Source organism: Citrobacter sp. C13, assembly GCF_014596815.2.
GTDB lineage: Bacteria > Pseudomonadota > Gammaproteobacteria > Enterobacterales > Enterobacteriaceae > Citrobacter > Citrobacter portucalensis.
In genome coordinates this window covers 3,620,238-3,638,497 of the sequence record NZ_CP115024.1, presented here as the reverse complement: position 1 = coordinate 3,638,497, position 18,260 = coordinate 3,620,238, and the positions used below count along the sequence as shown (strand labels likewise).

At 53.3% G+C, this 18,260-nt stretch carries 15 protein-coding genes; 12 read left to right on the top strand and 3 right to left on the bottom strand.

The genetic code is table 11. The annotated features are described in order from the left end of the window. Window positions 1–55: 55 nt before the first annotated feature. The 6 genes from clpX to fadM all read left to right on the top strand — a co-directional run bounded on the left by clpX (window position 56) and on the right by fadM (window position 7,519). Window positions 56–1,330, top strand: a complete 1,275-nt coding sequence (gene clpX, locus IB222_RS17485) for an ATP-dependent protease ATP-binding subunit ClpX (RefSeq protein ID WP_149384063.1) — start codon at window positions 56–58, stop codon at window positions 1,328–1,330. Window positions 1,331–1,514: 184 nt separating this feature from the next. Next, complete coding sequence (lon, locus tag IB222_RS17480; protein ID WP_003831014.1) at window positions 1,515–3,869, top strand: endopeptidase La; 2,355 nt, start codon at window positions 1,515–1,517, stop codon at window positions 3,867–3,869. A 208-nt stretch (window positions 3,870–4,077) separates the two neighbouring features. Beyond that, a complete protein-coding gene (gene hupB / locus IB222_RS17475) occupies window positions 4,078–4,350 on the top strand; it encodes a nucleoid-associated protein HU-beta (RefSeq protein ID WP_003021629.1) in 273 nt (90 codons plus the stop codon). Between the two features lie 268 nt (window positions 4,351–4,618). Next, a complete protein-coding gene (ppiD, locus tag IB222_RS17470; RefSeq protein ID WP_149384064.1) occupies window positions 4,619–6,493 on the top strand; it encodes a peptidylprolyl isomerase in 1,875 nt (624 codons plus the stop codon). A 146-nt stretch (window positions 6,494–6,639) separates the two neighbouring features. Next, a complete protein-coding gene (locus tag IB222_RS17465) occupies window positions 6,640–7,014 on the top strand; it encodes a helix-hairpin-helix domain-containing protein (protein WP_003831017.1) in 375 nt (124 codons plus the stop codon). A gap of 106 nt (window positions 7,015–7,120) precedes the next feature. Continuing rightward, window positions 7,121–7,519, top strand: coding sequence for a long-chain acyl-CoA thioesterase FadM (gene fadM / locus IB222_RS17460; protein ID WP_149384065.1), 399 nt, complete (start codon window positions 7,121–7,123; stop codon window positions 7,517–7,519). Window positions 7,520–7,624: 105 nt separating this feature from the next. Here fadM and queC read toward each other — a convergent pair whose 3' ends face one another. Both queC and IB222_RS17450 read right to left on the bottom strand, forming a co-directional pair. Further along, window positions 7,625–8,320 carry a 7-cyano-7-deazaguanine synthase QueC gene (gene queC, locus IB222_RS17455; protein ID WP_149384066.1) on the bottom strand — a complete coding sequence of 232 codons (696 nt, stop codon included), beginning with the start codon at window positions 8,318–8,320 and terminating at the stop codon, window positions 7,625–7,627. A gap of 65 nt (window positions 8,321–8,385) precedes the next feature. Further along, window positions 8,386–10,086, bottom strand: a complete 1,701-nt coding sequence (locus IB222_RS17450) for an SgrR family transcriptional regulator (RefSeq protein ID WP_149384067.1) — start codon at window positions 10,084–10,086, stop codon at window positions 8,386–8,388. A 144-nt stretch (window positions 10,087–10,230) separates the two neighbouring features. On the opposite strand from IB222_RS17450, the gene cof reads away from it, so the two are divergent. Continuing rightward, on the top strand, window positions 10,231–11,049 hold the full coding sequence (cof, locus tag IB222_RS17445; RefSeq protein ID WP_048235970.1) for an HMP-PP phosphatase: 819 nt from the start codon (window positions 10,231–10,233) through the stop codon (window positions 11,047–11,049). 50 nt (window positions 11,050–11,099) lie between these two features. Here the strand turns inward: cof and IB222_RS17440 are convergent, their stop codons facing one another. Further along, complete coding sequence (locus tag IB222_RS17440) at window positions 11,100–12,155, bottom strand: PLP-dependent cysteine synthase family protein (RefSeq protein ID WP_149384068.1); 1,056 nt, start codon at window positions 12,153–12,155, stop codon at window positions 11,100–11,102. Between the two features lie 116 nt (window positions 12,156–12,271). Here IB222_RS17440 and decR point away from each other — a divergent pair, with 116 nt between their 5' ends. The 5 genes from decR to amtB all read left to right on the top strand — a co-directional run bounded on the left by decR (window position 12,272) and on the right by amtB (window position 18,223). Then, window positions 12,272–12,730, top strand: coding sequence for a DNA-binding transcriptional regulator DecR (gene decR, locus IB222_RS17435; RefSeq protein WP_003831023.1), 459 nt, complete (start codon window positions 12,272–12,274; stop codon window positions 12,728–12,730). 44 nt (window positions 12,731–12,774) lie between these two features. Continuing rightward, window positions 12,775–14,547: a SmdA family multidrug ABC transporter permease/ATP-binding protein gene (locus tag IB222_RS17430; protein WP_149384070.1), complete on the top strand. Its 1,773-nt coding sequence runs from the start codon at window positions 12,775–12,777 to the stop codon at window positions 14,545–14,547. Next, on the top strand, window positions 14,540–16,318 hold the full coding sequence (locus tag IB222_RS17425; RefSeq protein ID WP_149384071.1) for a SmdB family multidrug efflux ABC transporter permease/ATP-binding protein: 1,779 nt from the start codon (window positions 14,540–14,542) through the stop codon (window positions 16,316–16,318). Before IB222_RS17430 ends, IB222_RS17425 begins: the two co-directional genes overlap by 8 nt. A 248-nt stretch (window positions 16,319–16,566) precedes the next feature. Then, complete coding sequence (glnK, locus tag IB222_RS17420) at window positions 16,567–16,905, top strand: P-II family nitrogen regulator (protein WP_003021657.1); 339 nt, start codon at window positions 16,567–16,569, stop codon at window positions 16,903–16,905. 31 nt (window positions 16,906–16,936) lie between these two features. Continuing rightward, the gene (amtB, locus tag IB222_RS17415) at window positions 16,937–18,223 is read left to right on the top strand and encodes an ammonium transporter AmtB (protein ID WP_008783954.1); all 1,287 of its coding nucleotides are present in this window, start codon (window positions 16,937–16,939) and stop codon (window positions 18,221–18,223) included. The last annotated feature ends 37 nt before the right edge of the window (window positions 18,224–18,260 follow it).

Here is an 18,260-nt window from a genome sequence, read left to right as displayed (position 1 = left end):
AATGGCATTTGCGTCGTCGTGTGCGGCACAAAGAACAAAGAAGAGGTTTTGACCCATGACAGATAAACGCAAAGATGGCTCGGGCAAATTGTTGTACTGCTCTTTTTGCGGCAAAAGCCAGCATGAAGTGCGTAAGCTGATTGCCGGTCCATCCGTGTATATCTGCGACGAATGTGTTGATTTATGCAACGACATCATTCGCGAAGAGATTAAGGAAGTAGCACCGCACCGTGAACGCAGTGCGCTGCCGACGCCACATGAAATTCGCAACCACCTGGACGATTACGTTATCGGTCAGGAGCAGGCGAAGAAAGTGCTGGCGGTCGCGGTATACAACCATTACAAACGTCTGCGCAACGGCGACACCAGCAATGGCGTCGAGTTGGGCAAAAGTAACATCCTGCTGATTGGCCCGACGGGTTCCGGTAAAACGCTGCTGGCTGAAACGCTGGCGCGCCTGCTGGACGTTCCGTTCACCATGGCTGATGCCACCACGCTGACCGAAGCCGGTTATGTGGGTGAAGATGTTGAAAATATTATTCAGAAGCTGTTGCAGAAGTGCGATTACGACGTGCAGAAAGCACAGCGTGGGATCGTCTATATCGATGAGATCGACAAGATTTCTCGTAAGTCTGATAACCCATCTATTACCCGTGACGTTTCCGGCGAAGGCGTACAGCAGGCGCTGTTGAAACTGATCGAAGGGACGGTTGCTGCCGTTCCGCCGCAGGGTGGTCGTAAACATCCTCAGCAGGAATTCCTGCAGGTTGATACCTCCAAGATCCTGTTTATCTGCGGTGGTGCCTTTGCCGGTCTGGATAAAGTAATTGCTAACCGTGTTGAAACCAGCTCCGGCATTGGTTTTGGCGCAACGGTAAAAGCACAGTCTGATAAAGCCAGCGAAGGTGAACTGCTGTCGCAGGTTGAACCGGAAGATCTGATCAAGTTTGGTCTGATCCCTGAGTTCATCGGTCGTCTGCCGGTTGTGGCAACGCTGAGCGAGCTGAGCGAAGAAGCGTTGATCCAGATCCTCAAAGAGCCGAAAAACGCCCTGACCAAGCAGTACCAGGCGCTGTTCAATCTTGAAGGTGTCGATCTGGAATTCCGTGAGGAAGCGCTGGATGCGATCGCTAAGAAAGCGATGGCGCGTAAAACCGGTGCTCGTGGTCTGCGTTCTATCGTCGAAGCCGCGCTGCTCGACACCATGTACGATCTGCCTTCTATGGAAGACGTCGAAAAAGTGGTGATCGATGAGTCGGTGATTGGCGGTCAGAGCAAGCCATTGCTGATTTACGGTAAGCCGGAAGCGCAGCAGGCATCTGGCGAATAATTCATCAATTCATACAGACATTTAATTAAAAAGGGGGGATTTTATCTCCCCTTTTATTTTTCCGTAAACATGGCGTTGAATGTGTGGGAAACATCCCCATATACTGACATACATGTTAAAGGTGGTGTGAAGCACAGTCGTACCACCTGATTACCTGGCGGAAACTAAACTAAGAGAGAGCTCTATGAATCCTGAGCGTTCTGAACGCATTGAAATCCCCGTATTGCCGTTGCGCGATGTGGTGGTTTATCCGCACATGGTCATACCCTTATTTGTAGGGCGGGAAAAATCTATCCGTTGTCTGGAAGCGGCTATGGACCATGATAAAAAAATCATGCTGGTCGCACAGAAAGAAGCGTCAACGGATGAGCCGGGTGTAAACGATCTTTTCACCGTCGGGACCGTGGCCTCTATTTTGCAGATGCTGAAACTGCCTGACGGCACCGTAAAAGTGCTGGTCGAGGGGTTACAGCGTGCGCGTATTTCTGCGCTGTCTGACAACGGCGAGCATTTCTCTGCGAAAGCAGAGTACCTTGACTCGCCTGCTATTGATGAGCGCGAACAGGAAGTGCTGGTGCGTACCGCTATCAGCCAGTTCGAAGGCTATATCAAGCTGAACAAGAAAATTCCACCAGAAGTGCTGACGTCGCTGAACAGCATTGACGATCCTGCACGTCTGGCGGATACCATCGCTGCACACATGCCGCTGAAGCTGGCTGACAAGCAGTCCGTGCTGGAGATGTCCGACGTTAACGAACGTCTGGAATATCTGATGGCGATGATGGAGTCTGAAATCGATCTGCTGCAGGTTGAGAAACGCATTCGCAACCGCGTGAAAAAGCAGATGGAAAAATCTCAGCGCGAGTACTATCTGAACGAGCAGATGAAAGCTATTCAGAAAGAACTCGGTGAGATGGACGATGCACCGGACGAAAACGAAGCGTTGAAGCGTAAAATCGACGCGGCGAAAATGCCGAAAGAGGCAAAAGAGAAAGCGGAAGCAGAACTGCAGAAGCTGAAAATGATGTCTCCTATGTCGGCGGAAGCGACCGTGGTGCGTGGCTACATCGACTGGATGGTACAGGTGCCGTGGAATGCGCGTAGCAAGGTCAAAAAAGACCTACGTCAGGCGCAGGAAATCCTCGATACCGACCATTATGGTCTGGAGCGCGTCAAAGACCGTATTCTTGAGTATCTCGCGGTTCAAAGCCGTGTAAATAAAATCAAGGGGCCGATCCTGTGTCTGGTTGGACCGCCGGGGGTAGGTAAAACCTCTCTGGGGCAGTCCATCGCTAAGGCAACTGGGCGTAAATACATCCGTATGGCGCTGGGCGGCGTGCGTGATGAAGCCGAAATTCGCGGTCACCGCCGGACCTATATCGGTTCTATGCCGGGTAAACTGATCCAGAAAATGGCCAAAGTGGGCGTTAAAAACCCGCTGTTCCTGCTTGATGAGATCGACAAAATGTCTTCCGACATGCGTGGCGATCCGGCTTCCGCACTGCTCGAAGTGCTGGATCCAGAGCAGAACGTGGCGTTCAGCGATCACTACCTGGAAGTGGACTACGATCTCAGCGATGTGATGTTTGTTGCGACCTCTAACTCCATGAATATTCCGGCACCGTTGCTGGATCGTATGGAAGTGATCCGTCTGTCCGGTTATACCGAAGACGAAAAGCTGAACATTGCCAAACGTCACCTGTTGCCGAAACAGATTGAGCGTAATGCGCTGAAAAAAGGTGAGCTGACGGTCGACGATAGCGCCATTGTGGGCATTATTCGTTACTACACTCGTGAAGCAGGCGTGCGTAGTCTGGAACGTGAAATCTCTAAACTGTGCCGTAAAGCGGTGAAACAGCTGCTGCTGGATAAATCGCTGAAACATATTGAGATCAATGGCGATAACCTGCACGACTATCTGGGTGTACAGCGCTTTGACTATGGCCGCGCGGACAACGAAAACCGCGTTGGTCAGGTGACGGGTCTGGCGTGGACGGAAGTTGGCGGCGATCTGCTGACTATCGAAACCGCCTGCGTACCGGGTAAAGGTAAGTTGACCTACACCGGTTCTCTGGGTGAAGTCATGCAGGAGTCGATTCAGGCTGCGCTGACCGTGGTGCGCGCGCGTGCGGAAAAACTGGGTATTAACCCGGACTTTTACGAAAAACGCGACATCCACGTTCACGTACCTGAAGGGGCGACGCCGAAAGACGGTCCAAGTGCGGGTATTGCTATGTGTACTGCGCTGGTGTCTTGTCTTACCGGTAACCCAGTTCGCGCCGACGTAGCGATGACGGGTGAGATCACCCTGCGTGGTCAGGTTCTGCCTATCGGTGGTTTGAAAGAAAAACTGCTGGCGGCACACCGTGGCGGCATTAAGACGGTCTTAATTCCCGATGAGAACAAACGTGACCTGGAAGAGATTCCGGACAACGTAATTGCCGATCTTAATATTCACCCGGTGAAACGTATTGAGGAAGTTCTGACTCTTGCGTTGCAAAATGAACCCTCTGGAATGCAGGTTGTGACGGCAAAATAGTGACCTCGCGCAAAGAGCATTAATAAAAACAGGGCTGGCAGGCCATTTCGGGCTTGCCAGCCTTTTTTTGTATAGCTAATTTAGATAACGGATTAGGCTTGCCATCATTAACGGGTGTTGTAAGGGCATGGCAGGCCTGATATAACTGCTGCGCGGTCGCACTTTGAAGGATTCAGGTGCGATATAAATTATAAAGAGGAAGAGAAGAGTGAATAAATCTCAACTGATCGACAAAATTGCTGCAGGGGCTGATATCTCTAAAGCTGCGGCTGGACGTGCGTTAGATGCAATTATTGCTTCTGTTACCGAATCTCTGAAAGAAGGTGATGACGTAGCGCTGGTAGGTTTTGGTACTTTTGCCGTTAAAGAGCGTGCTGCCCGTACTGGTCGCAACCCGCAAACAGGTAAAGAGATCACCATCGCCGCGGCTAAAGTACCGGGCTTCCGTGCAGGTAAAGCACTGAAAGACGCGGTAAACTAAGTGATTTCCCCTTTGGGGATGTGACGAAGTACAAGGGCGCATCGACTGATGTGCCTTTTTTATTTGTAATTCCGGTACTTTCTACGCGTTGTGGGCTGACAATTGCCCCTGTTTCTTGTCACAATAGACCTTTGTGCGCAGCGTTCAGGAAACGCTATGCTGCGTGAAGCATATATACTCAAAATCCTTGTTGCCGTTGTTGTCATCAACGCGGGGGCAGCAGAGAGGATAACGCGTATAGTCATCTACAGCGGAGTGTGGTTACACCATGATGGACAGCTTACGCACGGCTGCTAACAGTCTCGTGCTCAAGATTATTTTCGGTATCATTATCGTGTCGTTCATTTTGACCGGCGTGAGTGGTTACCTGATTGGCGGGGGCAATAACTTCGCCGCCAAAGTGAATGGCCAGGAGATCAGCCGCGGGCAGTTCGAGAATGCGTTCAACAGCGAACGTAACCGCATGCAGCAACAGCTGGGCGATCAATACTCCGAGCTGGCCGCGAACGAAGGTTATATGAAAACGCTGCGTCAGCAGGTGCTGAATCGTCTTGTTGACGAAGCGCTGCTGGATCAGTATTCCCGCGAGCTTAAGCTCAACATCAGCGACGATCAGGTTAAACAGGCCATTTTCGCCACGCCTGCGTTCCAGGTGGACGGCAAGTTTGATAACAACCGCTACAACGCGATTGTCAATCAAATGGGAATGACTGCAGACCAGTACGCACAGGCATTACGTAATCAGCTCACGACACAGCAGCTGATTAACGGTGTTGCCGGTACGGACTTCATGCTGAAAGGCGAAACGGATGAACTGGCGGCGCTGGTCGCACAGCAGCGTATCGTGCGCGAGGCGACGATTGACGTTAACGCACTGGCCGCGAAGCAGTCTGTTACCGAGCAGGAAGTTGCCAGCTACTACGAGCAGAATAAAAACAACTTTATGACGCCGGAACAGTTCCGCGTGAGCTACATCAAGCTGGACGCTGCTGCTATGCAGGAGACGGCCAGCGATGCTGATATTCAGTCTTACTATGACCAGCATCAGGATCAGTTCACTCAGCCGCAGCGTAACCGCTACAGCATCATTCAGACCAAAACGGAAGATGAAGCCAAAGCGGTACTGGATGAGCTGAACAAAGGCGGTGACTTCGCTGCGCTGGCGAAAGAAAAATCTGCCGATATCATCTCTGCTCGTAAAGGCGGTGATATGGGATGGCTGGAAGATTCCACTACCCCGGATGAGCTGAAAAATGCGGGTCTGAAAGAAAAAGGCCAACTGTCTGGCGTAATTAAGTCTTCCGTTGGTTTCCTCGTTGCGCGTCTTGACGACGTACAGCCTGCGCAAGTTAAACCGCTGAGCGAAGCCCGTGACGAGATTGCGGCAAAAGTGAAGCAGGAAAAAGCGCTGGATGCCTACTATGCGCTGCAGCAGAAAGTCAGCGACGCGGCCAGCAACGATAACGAATCTCTGGCGGGTGCAGAGCAGGCTGCGGGTATGAAAGCGGTTGAAACGGGCTGGTTTAGCCGTGACAGCCTGCCGGAAGAACTGAATTTCAAACCAGTCGCTGACATTATTTTCAATGGTGGTCTGGTTGGCGAAAACGGTACGCCTGGCAGTAACTCCGACATCATCACCGTGGATGGCGATCGCGCGTTTGTACTGCGTATTGCAGAGCACAAAGCCGAAGCCGTGAAGCCACTGGCTGAAGTGAAAGATCAGGTAACTGCGCTTGTTAAGCACAATAAAGCAGAGCAGCAGGCGAAGCTTGATGCCGATAAACTGCTGGCGGATCTGAAAGCCGGTAAAGGCGATGAAGCGATGAAAGCGGCGGGTCTGAGCTTTGGCGAGGCGAAAACGCTGAGCCGTACGGGTCAGGATCCGCTGAGCCAGGCTGCCTTTGGTCTGAGCCTGCCGGCGAAAGACAAACCGAGCTACGGCGTCGCGAACGACATGCAGGGTAACGTTGTTCTGTTGGCGTTGGACGAGGTGAAAGCTGGTTCTATGCCTGAAGCGCAGAAGAAAGCGATGGTTCAGGGGATCACTCAGAACAACGCGCAGATTGTCTTCGAAGCGCTGATGAGCAACCTGCGTAAAGCCGCAAAAATTAAAATCGGTGATGCGCTGGAACAGCAGCAATAACCGAGGCAGTTCGCAAAAAATTGCAAAAAGTTGTATCTACCAAAGGCCGCTTTCGCGGCCTTTTCCATTTCTGATATTTGCCGTTTGTCTGCCGTTCTGCACCTCGCTATCGTGATTCCACTGTTAACAAACAAGGAGAAAACAGTATGAAACATGGAATCAAAGCTCTGCTTATCACTCTTTCATTGACCTGCGCTGGTATGGCCCAAACCGCATTGGCGGCTGAGCCTGTCGCCAAAAGCCAGGCGACTCAAACCAAAGCGGAAAACCCAGGGGCGGCACAAAGCAAAGCCACACTGCCCGCTAAAGCAAGCGACGATGAGGGCACCAGGGTAAGCATCAACAGCGCTTCTGCGGAGGATTTAGCGCGAGTTATGAATGGCGTGGGTCTAAAGAAAGCGCAGGCGATTGTGAGCTATCGTGAGGAGTACGGGCCGTTTAAAACGGTGGATGATTTAAAACAGGTGCCGGGCATGGGCAGTTCACTGGTTGAGCGTAACCTGGCAGTTTTAACACTTTAATAACTTGCAGAGCGCTGAAAGTTTGCCAGACTGTAGAGGTCATACCAGTTATGACCTCTTTACTCAAAAGTCTGTTCCTATAAAAACAACGTAAGGCTCCTGCGCTATGCAAACACAAATCAAAGTCCGTGGTTTTCATCTTGATGTCTATCAGCACGTTAACAATGCCCGCTATCTGGAGTTTCTGGAAGAGGCCCGCTGGGATGGTCTGGAAAACAGCGACAGCTTTCAGTGGATGACCGCACACAACATCGCTTTTGTGGTCGTGAATATTAATATCAACTACCGGCGACCTGCGGTGCTGAGCGATCTGCTGACCATCACCAGTCAGGTTCAACAGTTAAATGGCAAAAGTGGCGTGTTAAACCAGACCATTACCCTGGAGCCGGAAGGGCAGGTGGTGGCAGACGCGCTGATTACGTTCGTCTGTATTGATTTGAAAACGCAAAAAGCGTTGCTGTTGGAAGGGGAGTTGCGCGAAAAACTGGAGCAGATGGTGCAGTAGTGGCTGCGACTGCCGGAAGGTGACGCTCAAGCGTCTTATCCGGCCTACATGAGTTGCTGCGACTGCCTGTAGGCCGGATAAGCAAAGCGCCATCCGGCAATACAATCACTTTAACCCGGTTTTCTGCTTCATTGCCGCCATCACTGCCGGTTTATCCGCCAGATAATGGTTCAGGCCGTTGGCACGCAGATTACACGCAGCACAGTGACCGCAACCGTCACCTTTGATGCCGTTATAGCAGGTTAGCGTTTCTTCGCGTACCAGGTCCAGCTTGCCCCAGTAATCAGCCAGTGCCCAGGTTTCGGCTTTATCGATCCACATCAGTGGGGTTTCAAAGCGAATATCTTTCGCCATCCCCAGGCTTACGGCATGGTTCAGGGCTTTGACGAACTCATCGCGACAGTCTGGGTATCCGGAGAAATCCGTTTCGCAAACGCCGGTAATGACTGCCTCTGCCTGCACCTGGTACGCGTAAATTGCTGCCAGCGTTAAGAACAAAATATTGCGTCCTGGCACAAAGGTATTGGGAATGCCGTTCGCATCCGGTTCGTAATTGGGTACCGGAATGTTATCGCGGGTCAGGCTGCTGACAGCCAGTTCACTGAGCAATGTGACATCAAGTACTTTGTGCGCGCGCGCGCCAAGTTTTAAGGCCAGGTCACGTGCGACATCAATCTCAGCGCGATGGCGCTGACCATAATCAAAGGTCACGCAGTGCACTTCATCATACTGATGCAGCGCTTGCGCCAGACAAGTCGTGGAGTCCTGACCTCCACTGAATACAACAACGGCACGTTTCATGGCTTTTCCTGACAAAATAACGAAGCCCTTATGGTAGCGCCTGGACGTGCCGTCGACCAGCTTCTTCACGCTGAAGGAGGTGGCAGCCAGGCTTCGGTAAACTCGAACCAGCCACGAGGATTCAGGCGTACGCCGTTCACGCCCGGTGGCGCGCTGATGCGATAGTGATAATTGAACAGTGGGGTCAGGGTAGCGTCATGCATTAGCGTGGCGAAAACTTGTTGTAAAGCAGCGTGGCGATCGTCCTCATCGGCCTGGATTTGAAGGGCATCCAGGGTCGTTTGCAAATGTGTGTATGCTGGCGCATTCAATACATGTGACCAGAGCTGATCGCAGCGCAACCACTGTTCGAGAGTATATTCAGGTGCCTCACCAATCAGCCTGTCGCCCATCATCAGGTCGGCCTGGGCTAAGGGATGATCGCCATCCCAGTTTTTAGCATTATGAAAAATAAGCGTTAATTCACAGCCGAGCAGCGCCAGCGCCTGGCGAAGCTGTTCAGCCATAGCGTGAAGTTCTACCGGCAGGTGATAAGCCAGCGTCAGCTTTTCCGGTAATGCCACCTCATCGAGTTCATCCCATTGTGGGATAGTCCATCCGGGGAGCAGTGCATTGCTTGGCGTGATCAGATTTTCATCCACTTCAAGCGTTTGTAGCAGGGAAGAACGGTGGATGATATTGATCAGTCTACGGGCCTGCTGCGTATTCAGGTGCGCGCTTTTTCTGAGCGTGAGATAGCAAAAACCAAGACTGATCCCGCTGCTTACCTGGCTTAGCATAGGCAACTCTTCGGGTTTACCAATCGCAATTTGCACCGGATGGCGACAACTGGTGCCCAGATCCTGGGAGAAGAGCTGTGGGGTTATCCAGTATTCAATGGCTTTTAGCAGCGGATGACTCAGATGGTAGTGATCGTGGCTCTCGATACGCACCAGCTCAGGAGTAAACAGCGTCAACCGGAACGGGCCGGTACCCACAAACGGGTACTCAGGATGCGCCAGGTGACTGCTGTAGCTTGCCAGACGGTGCGCCAGCCAGAAGTCGGGACGATGCAGAATAAAGGTCAGACACTGGGGATGCGTCACCTCAATGCGCTTTACGCTGATAAACAGCTTATTCAGCGCGGGGAGTTCTAACAGCTTCAGCAACTGCTGATGTAGCTGTGAGCTGTTTACCGTATCACCGTTATGCCAATGCAGGGTGGAACGAATATAGAAATCCCAGCGCAGGCCGTCAGCGGAAATATTCCAGTGGTGGGCTAAGTCTCCACAAGGACGTTGCGTAGTGCTGTCAAACCGGGTCAGGCCAGAGAAAACTTGTCCGGCGAGGTGTTGCTCCGCGCGACCAGGGAGAAAACCGGGGTGCAAGGGGTCGAGCGGGCGGTAATAGGGGATACGTAGGGTTGGCGTGTCGTTTTGCCACTGACCGCCCATAAACGGTTGTAGCAGTGTTCTTAATTCGCCCGGAGCCAACTGAGCCAGTTCCAGTACGCTAAGCTGCTCTCCCTTTTGCAGCGCCTGTTCCATCATGGTGTTGCGCAGTGAATCTGGCGTCACTAAAAACCGCAGTTGCCCGCGTTTCCCGCGCCCCGACTGGGCATGCCACTCCAGCCAGCCCGCATCCTGCGCTTGCTTTAGCAGGGTACGCACATGGCGTTCGCTACAAAAACAGCGTTCGGCCAGTTCCCCGACGGTCACTGACTGCGGTTCGCCGTTCGAGGGCAGCCACAGGCGTTGGTACTGGTTCAGGCGATTAAGCAGACGCATTGATACTTTTTCCTTCAGGATGTCCGTTAATGGTTTATGCGTAGAGAAACCCGGAACAATTCATTTTATCTATTCACTATTACTTCCGTATATCTCAGGTGATACTGGATCACAAGTTAACCGCGTCACAGTGTGGAGAAAGAAATGGCTCGTCTGGCTGCATTTGATATGGATGGCACCCTTTTGATGCCGAATCACCATTTAGGTGACGAAACGCTTTCAACGCTGTCGCGCCTGCGTGAACGCGATATTACTCTGACATTTGCTACCGGCCGACATGTGCTTGAGATGCGCCATATTTTAGGCTCGATCTCACTGGACGCCTTTTTGATCACGGGTAATGGCACGCGTATTCACTCTCTTGAGGGCGATGTGTTACACCGTCAGGATTTGGATCCGAATGTCGCGGATATTGTGTTGCATCAGAAGTGGGACACTACCGCCAGCATGCATGTCTTTAATGACAACGGTTGGTTCACCGGACAAGAGATCCCCTCGCTGCTGCAGGCGCATGTGTATAGCGGATTTCGCTACCAGATCGTCGATGTGAAACGTATTCCGGCGCATCAGGTCACGAAAGTCTGTTTCTGCGGCGATCATGACTCTTTGATCCAATTGCGAATTCAACTGAATGAAGCGCTGGGTGAACAGGCGAATCTCTGTTTTTCCGCGTTTGATTGCCTTGAGGTGCTGCCGCTGGGCTGTAATAAAGGATCGGCATTGGCGGTGTTGAGCGACCATTTAGGTTATTCAATGGCCGAGTGTATGGCGTTTGGCGATGCCATGAACGATCGCGAAATGTTAGGCAGCGTTGGGCGCGGCCTGATTATGGGTAACGCGATGCCGCAACTGATTGCTGAACTGCCTCATTTATCGGTGATTGGGCATTGCCGTAATCAGGCAGTGTCACACTTTTTGACGCATTGGCTGGACAATCCACATCTACCTTATTCCCCCGAATGAGAGATCCCTTCCAGCAAGCCAGACTTCGCGTCTGGCTTTTTTTTATCCCATTAATGGGTGTTCAGTAGTCGGGCGAGCTCCGCTTTCCACGGCGTTAAATCACCGATGTGCGCGTCGACCCACTGTGGGTTGTAGTAGGTTTCCAGATAGCGTTCGCCGCTGTCACACAACAGCGTCACCAGTGAGCCGCTTTCTCCGGCATCGCGCATACGGGCGGCAAGTTGCAGCGTTCCCCACATATTGGTACCCGTAGAGGCGCCGACTTTACGGCCCAACTGCGTTCCCAGCCAGTGTGCGGTGGCCACGCTTGCGGCATCCGGCACGCGCAGCATTTCATCGACCACGTCAGGAATGAAAGACGGTTCGACACGCGGGCGGCCAATGCCTTCAATTTTACTTCCTACCGGACTGCGTAACGTGGCATCGCGATCCTGCCAGAAGGGCAGAAAGACCGAGTTTTCCGGGTCCACTACCATCAGTTGAGTGTCGTAGCCCTGACAGCGGATATAGCGGCCAATGGTTGCTGAGGTGCCACCGGTTCCGGCGCTCATCACAATATGGCGGGGAACGGGGTTGGGCTCGCACTGCATCTGACGAAAGATGCTGTCGGCGATATTATTATTGCCGCGCCAGTCGGTGGCGCGCTCAGCGTAAGTGAACTGGTCCATGTAATGACCGTTCAGCTCACGCGCCAGTTGCTCAGAGGCCGCATAGATTTCGCAGGCGCTTTCCACGAAATGACAGCGACCGCCGTAAAATTCAATCTGTTCAACCTTACGTTTTGCCGTACAGGAAGGCATGACGGCAATAAATGGCAACCCTAACAGTCGAGCGAAATAAGCCTCAGAGACCGCCGTTGAACCGGACGATGATTCAATGATGGTGGTGCCTTCTTTGATCCAGCCATTGCACAATCCGTACAGAAACAGTGAGCGCGCCAGACGATGCTTCAGACTCCCGGTCGGATGCGTGCTCTCATCTTTTAAATAGAGCTGAATGCCCGGGAACGCCGGTAGCGACAGGCGAATGAGATGCGTATCCGCAGAACGCTGATAATCCGCGTTGATTTCATTGATGGCGTTTTTAACCCATGAGCTATTCATCATTAATAGATATCCATTTGTCATTTTGTGCCCAGAATAGCGAAAAGCACGGAAAAAATTGTTGCCATTTAGCCTTTAAAATAGAATGTAAGGAGAAAATTCTTCTCTGTGGAGTGGATATGTTAGACAAAATTGACCGCAAGCTACTCGGCTTGCTGCAACAGGACTGCACCCTTTCTTTGCAGGCATTAGCAGATGCCGTTAATCTGACTACCACCCCCTGCTGGAAACGTCTCAAACGACTTGAGGATGACGGTATCCTGCTGGGCAGAGTCGCCCTGTTGGATCCAGAAAAACTGGGGCTGGGACTCACCGCGTTTGTGCTGATCAAAACTCAGCATCACAGCAGCGAATGGTATTGCCGCTTTGTCACTGAAGTGACCGGAATGCCCGAGGTTCTGGGGTTCTGGCGTATGGCAGGGGAGTATGACTACCTGATGCGAGTGCAGGTTGCTGATATGAAAAGCTATGATGAATTCTATAAGCGCCTGGTGAATAGCGTACCGGGCCTGTCTGACGTCACCTCCAGCTTTGCCATGGAACAGATTAAATACACAACTGCTCTACCTATTGAATAATTCTCCCGGCGCTTATTGCCGGAAATCTTGTCAGGACATAACGCGTGCGATTATTTGCTCAATTAAGCTGGTACTTCCGCCGGGAGTGGCGTCGCTACCTCGGGGCAGTGGCCTTGCTTATCATCATCGCTATCCTTCAGCTTATTCCGCCGAAAGTGGTCGGGATCATTGTGGATGGCGTGACGACTCAACGTTTCACCACCGAGCGGCTGCTGATGTGGGTGGGGACAATTGCCCTGATTGCCGTGGTGGTTTATTTGCTGCGCTATGTCTGGCGCGTGCTGCTGTTTGGCGCATCCTACCAACTGGCGGTTGAGCTGCGGGAAGATTATTACCGTCAGTTGAGTCGCCAGCATCCAGAATTTTATCTGCGGCACCGTACGGGCGATCTGATGGCGCGGGCAACCAACGATGTCGATCGCGTCGTATTTGCCGCCGGAGAAGGGGTGCTGACGCTGGTGGATTCGCTGGTCATGGGGTGTGCGGTGCTGATCGTGATGTCAACGCAGATAAGCTGGCAACTGACGTTGATTGCGCTGCTGCCGATGCCGGTGATGGCGTTGATGATCAAACGTTACGGCGATCGACTCCATAACCGTTTTAAGCTGGCGCAGGCGGCGTTTTCCAGTCTCAACGATCGTACTCAGGAAAGCCTGACCAGTATTCGTATGATCAAGGCCTTTGGTCTGGAGGATCGACAGTCGGCATTATTTGCCGCTGATGCTGAAGATACCGGTAAGAAAAACCTGCGCGTGGCGCGCATTGACGCCCGCTTTGATCCCACGATTTATATCGCCATTGGTATGGCTAACCTGCTGGCGATTGCCGGGGGAAGCTGGATGGTGGTACACGGCTCGCTGACGCTCGGGCAGCTCACCAGCTTTATGATGTATCTCGGTCTGATGATTTGGCCGATGCTGGCGCTGGCCTGGATGTTTAACATCGTCGAACGCGGCAGCGCCGCGTATAGCCGAATTCGCGCCATGCTGGCAGAAGCGCCGGTAGTGGATGACGGTACTGAACCGGTGCCGGAAGGACGCGGCGAGCTGGCGGTGGCGATTCGCGAATTTTGTTACCCGCAAACCACCCACCCGGCGCTGGAAAATGTGAATTTCCAGCTCAAACCTGGACAGATGCTGGGCATCTGTGGTCCGACCGGCTCGGGAAAAAGTACGGTGCTGTCGCTGATCCAGCGTCATTTTGATATCACCCAGGGCGATGTGCGCTTTCATGATATCCCATTAACGCGCTTACAGCTGGATAGCTGGCGCAGCCGACTGGCGGTTGTCAGCCAGACGCCATTCCTGTTTTCCGATACCGTCGGTAATAACATCGCCTTAGGACGTCCGCAGGCCACGCAGGAAGAGATCGAGCATGTGGCGCGCCTTGCCAGCGTTCATGAGGATATTTTACGTCTTCCTCAGGGCTACGACACCGAAGTGGGCGAACGCGGGGTGATGCTGTCTGGTGGGCAAAAACAGCGTATTTCTATCGCTCGAGCGCTTCTGCTGAACGCTGAAATCCTGATTCTGGATGATGCGTTGTCGGCGGTAGATGGTCGTACCGAACATCAGATCCTGCATAACCTGCGCCAGTGGGGCGAAGGCCGAACCGTAATTATTAGCGCTCACCGTTTATCGGCCCTGACGGAAGCCAGCGAAATTATCGTGATGCAGCATGGGCATATTGCCCAGCGCGGTGAGCATGAATCTTTAGTGCAGCAGCCCGGCTGGTATCGTGATATGTACCGCTATCAGCAACTGGAAGCGGCACTGTCTGATGCGCCAGAGATAAACGAGGAGGTGGCTAATGCGTAGTTTTGGGCAATTATGGCCAACTCTGAAAAGGTTACTGGCATACGGTTCACCATGGCGAAAACAGCTGGCGATTGCGGTCGTCATGCTGTGGGTGGCTGCGGCGGCGGAAGTCAGCGGCCCGCTGCTGATTAGCTATTTTATCGATAACATGGTGGCGAAGAACAATCTGCCGCTGGCGATGGTTGCCGGGCTGGTTGCCGCCTATGTCGGTCTGCAACTGCTGGCGGCAGGGCTGCATTACGCGCAGTCGTTACTGTTTAACCAGGCGGCGGTTGGCGTAGTACAACAGTTACGTACCGACGTAATGGACGCTGCGCTACGCCAGCCGCTCAGCGCCTTTGATACTCAGCCCGTCGGGCAGCTTATCTCCCGCGTGACCAATGACACTGAAGTTATTCGTGACCTGTACGTGACGGTGGTCGCAACGGTTCTGCGCAGCGCGGCCTTAATCGGCGCCATGCTGGTCGCGATGTTCAGCCTCGAGTGGCGTATGGCGCTGGTGGCGATGGCCATTTTCCCGGCGGTGCTGGTGGTGATGGTGATTTACCAACGCTACAGCACCCCGATTGTGCGTCGGGTGCGCGCTTATCTGGCGGATATTAACGATGGCTTTAACGAGGTCATCAACGGCATGAGCGTTATCCAGCAGTTCCGCCAGCAGGCAAGGTTTGGCGAGAGAATGGGGGAGGCCAGCCGCTCGCACTATATGGCGCGTATGCAAACCCTGCGACTGGATGGCTTTTTGCTGCGTCCGCTGCTGAGTCTTTTTTCGGCGCTGATCCTCTGCGGTTTGCTGATGCTGTTCAGTTTTACCTCTGGCACCTCCATCGAGGTTGGCGTGCTGTACGCGTTCATCAGCTACCTCGGCCGTTTGAACGAACCGCTGATCGAGCTGACCACCCAGCAATCAATGCTGCAGCAGGCGGTTGTCGCCGGTGAGCGAGTGTTCGAACTGATGGACGGGCCTCGTCAGCGCTATGGTGAAGACGATCGCCCGCTCAAAAGCGGAGACATTGAGGTGGATAACGTTTCATTTGCCTATCGCGATGACAATCTGGTGCTGCAAAACATCAGTCTGTCCGTGCCTTCGCGCAGCTTTGTAGCTTTGGTCGGACATACCGGCAGCGGCAAAAGTACGCTGGCCAGCCTGCTGATGGGTTACTACCCGTTGACGCAGGGGGAAATCCGCCTTGACGGACGGCCACTGTCTTCACTGAGCCACAGTGCGTTACGTCAGGGCATCGCGATGGTGCAGCAGGATCCGGTGGTGATGGCGGATACTTTCCTGGCAAACGTCACGCTGGGCCGCGATATCTCAGAAGAGCGGGTATGGCGGGCGCTGGAGACCGTGCAACTGGCAGAACTGGCTCGGGGCTTGAGCGAGGGGATTCATACCCGGCTGGGTGAGCAGGGCAATAATCTCTCCGTTGGGCAGAAACAGCTGCTGGCACTGGCGCGGGTATTAGTTGAAACGCCGCAGGTACTGATCCTCGATGAAGCCACGGCCAGCATTGACTCCGGGACTGAACAAGCTATTCAGCACGCGCTGGCGGCGGTACGCGAACACACAACGCTTGTGGTGATAGCGCATCGGTTATCGACGATTGTCGATGCGGATACCATTCTGGTGCTGCATCGCGGTCAGGCGGTTGAGCGTGGTACGCACCAGCAATTACTGGCGTCGCAAGGCCGTTACTGGCAGATGTATCAGTTGCAGCTGGCGGGGGAAGAGTTAGCCGCCAGCACGCAAGAGGATTCTGTTATCGCCTGACGGCGCAGCGCTTATCCGGCCACGCGGTATCGTAGGCCGGGTAAGGCGTTTATGCCGCCATCTGGTAATCAACAATCTGGTGCAAAAATGTAACGCACTATGCACCGTAATAGTGCGTTTTTTCTGTTTCTCTCCCGGCAGCACCCTGCAAACCTGAATCATTCCGCGTTTTTCATTCCTGGCACATCCCTTGCAATATTCCTCTCGTGTATCTGCAGCCACTACTGAATTCTGACTGGAGGGGATCTATGAAGCTGGTTACCGTGGTAATCAAACCGTTCAAACTGGAAGACGTCCGTGAAGCACTGTCGTCTATTGGTATTCAGGGGCTGACCGTCACCGAAGTGAAGGGGTTTGGCCGACAGAAAGGTCATGCTGAGCTGTACCGTGGGGCTGAATATAGCGTCAATTTTCTGCCAAAGGTGAAGATTGATGTGGCGATTGCCGACGACCAACTGGATGGCGTGATTGATGTCATCAGTAAGGCGGCATACACCGGAAAAATTGGCGACGGCAAAATCTTCGTCGCCGAGCTGCAACGTGTGATTCGTATTCGTACCGGCGAAGCCGACGAAGCCGCACTGTAACTTCTGGCACACAGTGATAGGAAACCAAAAAATGAAGATAGCAACGATGAAAACGGGTATTGCCTCACTGGCGCTGCTGCCAGGACTGGCGATGGCGGCACCGGCGGTTGCGGATAAAGCAGATAATGCTTTTATGATGATCTGTACCGCGCTGGTGCTGTTTATGACTATCCCTGGCATTGCGCTGTTCTACGGCGGTTTGATTCGCGGTAAGAACGTGCTGTCGATGCTGACTCAGGTGACGGTGACATTCGCTCTGGTTTGTATTCTATGGGTGGTTTATGGCTACTCACTGGCCTTTGGCGAAGGGAATAATTTCTTCGGTAACTTCAACTGGGTATTGCTGAAGAACATCGCGCTGACGGCGGTCACGGGGAGCTTCTACCAGTACATTCACGTTGCTTTTCAGGGCTCTTTTGCCTGCATCACCGTTGGGCTGATTGTCGGGGCGCTGGCTGAACGTATTCGCTTCTCTGCGGTGCTGATTTTTGTGGTGGTATGGTTAACGCTGTCGTACATCCCCATTGCTCATATGGTCTGGGGCGGTGGTTTGCTGGCTTCTCACGGCGCACTGGATTTTGCCGGCGGGACGGTCGTGCACATCAACGCAGCGATTGCCGGTCTGGTTGGTGCGTATCTGATTGGCAAACGCGTTGGCTTTGGCAAAGAGGCTTTTAAACCGCATAACCTGCCGATGGTCTTCACTGGTACCGCTATTCTGTACATTGGTTGGTTTGGCTTTAACGCCGGTTCAGCGGGAACGGCGAATGAAATTGCCGCACTGGCCTTCGTCAATACCGTGGTCGCCACCGCTGCCGCCATCCTCGGATGGATCTTCGGTGAATGGGCGCTGCGTGGCAAACCGTCTCTGCTGGGCGCTTGTTCTGGTGCTATTGCAGGTCTGGTGGGCGTAACACCTGCATGTGGCTACATTGGTGTCGGAGGAGCGCTGATTATCGGTGTCGTTGCGGGGCTGGCTGGCCTGTGGGGTGTGACCATGCTGAAGCGTTTTCTGCGCGTGGACGATCCGTGTGATGTGTTTGGCGTGCACGGCGTGTGCGGTATTGTTGGCTGCATCCTGACCGGCGTTTTCGCTGCGAGCTCTCTGGGCGGCGTGGGCTTTGCCGAGGGCGTGACCATGGGGCATCAGCTGCTGGTGCAACTGGAAAGCGTGGCGATCACCATCGTCTGGTCCGGCGTGGTGGCCTTCATTGGCTATAAGCTGGCAGATATGACGGTGGGTCTGCGCGTACCGGAAGAGCAGGAACGCGAAGGTCTGGATGTGAACAGTCACGGCGAAAACGCCTACAACGCTTGATGTTTCAATCTGCCGGATGGCAACGCTTTTGCGTCAC

Coding starts and splice junctions, on each gene's coding strand:
- clpX (WP_149384063.1), top strand. CDS start 56: ATGACAGATAAACGCAAAGATGGCTCGGGCAAATTGTTGTACTGCTCT.
- lon (WP_003831014.1), top strand. CDS start 1,515: ATGAATCCTGAGCGTTCTGAACGCATTGAAATCCCCGTATTGCCGTTG.
- ppiD (WP_149384064.1), top strand. CDS start 4,619: ATGATGGACAGCTTACGCACGGCTGCTAACAGTCTCGTGCTCAAGATT.
- IB222_RS17465 (WP_003831017.1), top strand. CDS start 6,640: ATGAAACATGGAATCAAAGCTCTGCTTATCACTCTTTCATTGACCTGC.
- fadM (WP_149384065.1), top strand. CDS start 7,121: ATGCAAACACAAATCAAAGTCCGTGGTTTTCATCTTGATGTCTATCAG.
- queC (WP_149384066.1), bottom strand. CDS start 8,320: ATGAAACGTGCCGTTGTTGTATTCAGTGGAGGTCAGGACTCCACGACT.
- IB222_RS17450 (WP_149384067.1), bottom strand. CDS start 10,086: ATGCGTCTGCTTAATCGCCTGAACCAGTACCAACGCCTGTGGCTGCCC.
- cof (WP_048235970.1), top strand. CDS start 10,231: ATGGCTCGTCTGGCTGCATTTGATATGGATGGCACCCTTTTGATGCCG.
- IB222_RS17440 (WP_149384068.1), bottom strand. CDS start 12,155: ATGATGAATAGCTCATGGGTTAAAAACGCCATCAATGAAATCAACGCG.
- decR (WP_003831023.1), top strand. CDS start 12,272: ATGTTAGACAAAATTGACCGCAAGCTACTCGGCTTGCTGCAACAGGAC.
- IB222_RS17425 (WP_149384071.1), top strand. CDS start 14,540: ATGCGTAGTTTTGGGCAATTATGGCCAACTCTGAAAAGGTTACTGGCA.
- glnK (WP_003021657.1), top strand. CDS start 16,567: ATGAAGCTGGTTACCGTGGTAATCAAACCGTTCAAACTGGAAGACGTC.
- amtB (WP_008783954.1), top strand. CDS start 16,937: ATGAAGATAGCAACGATGAAAACGGGTATTGCCTCACTGGCGCTGCTG.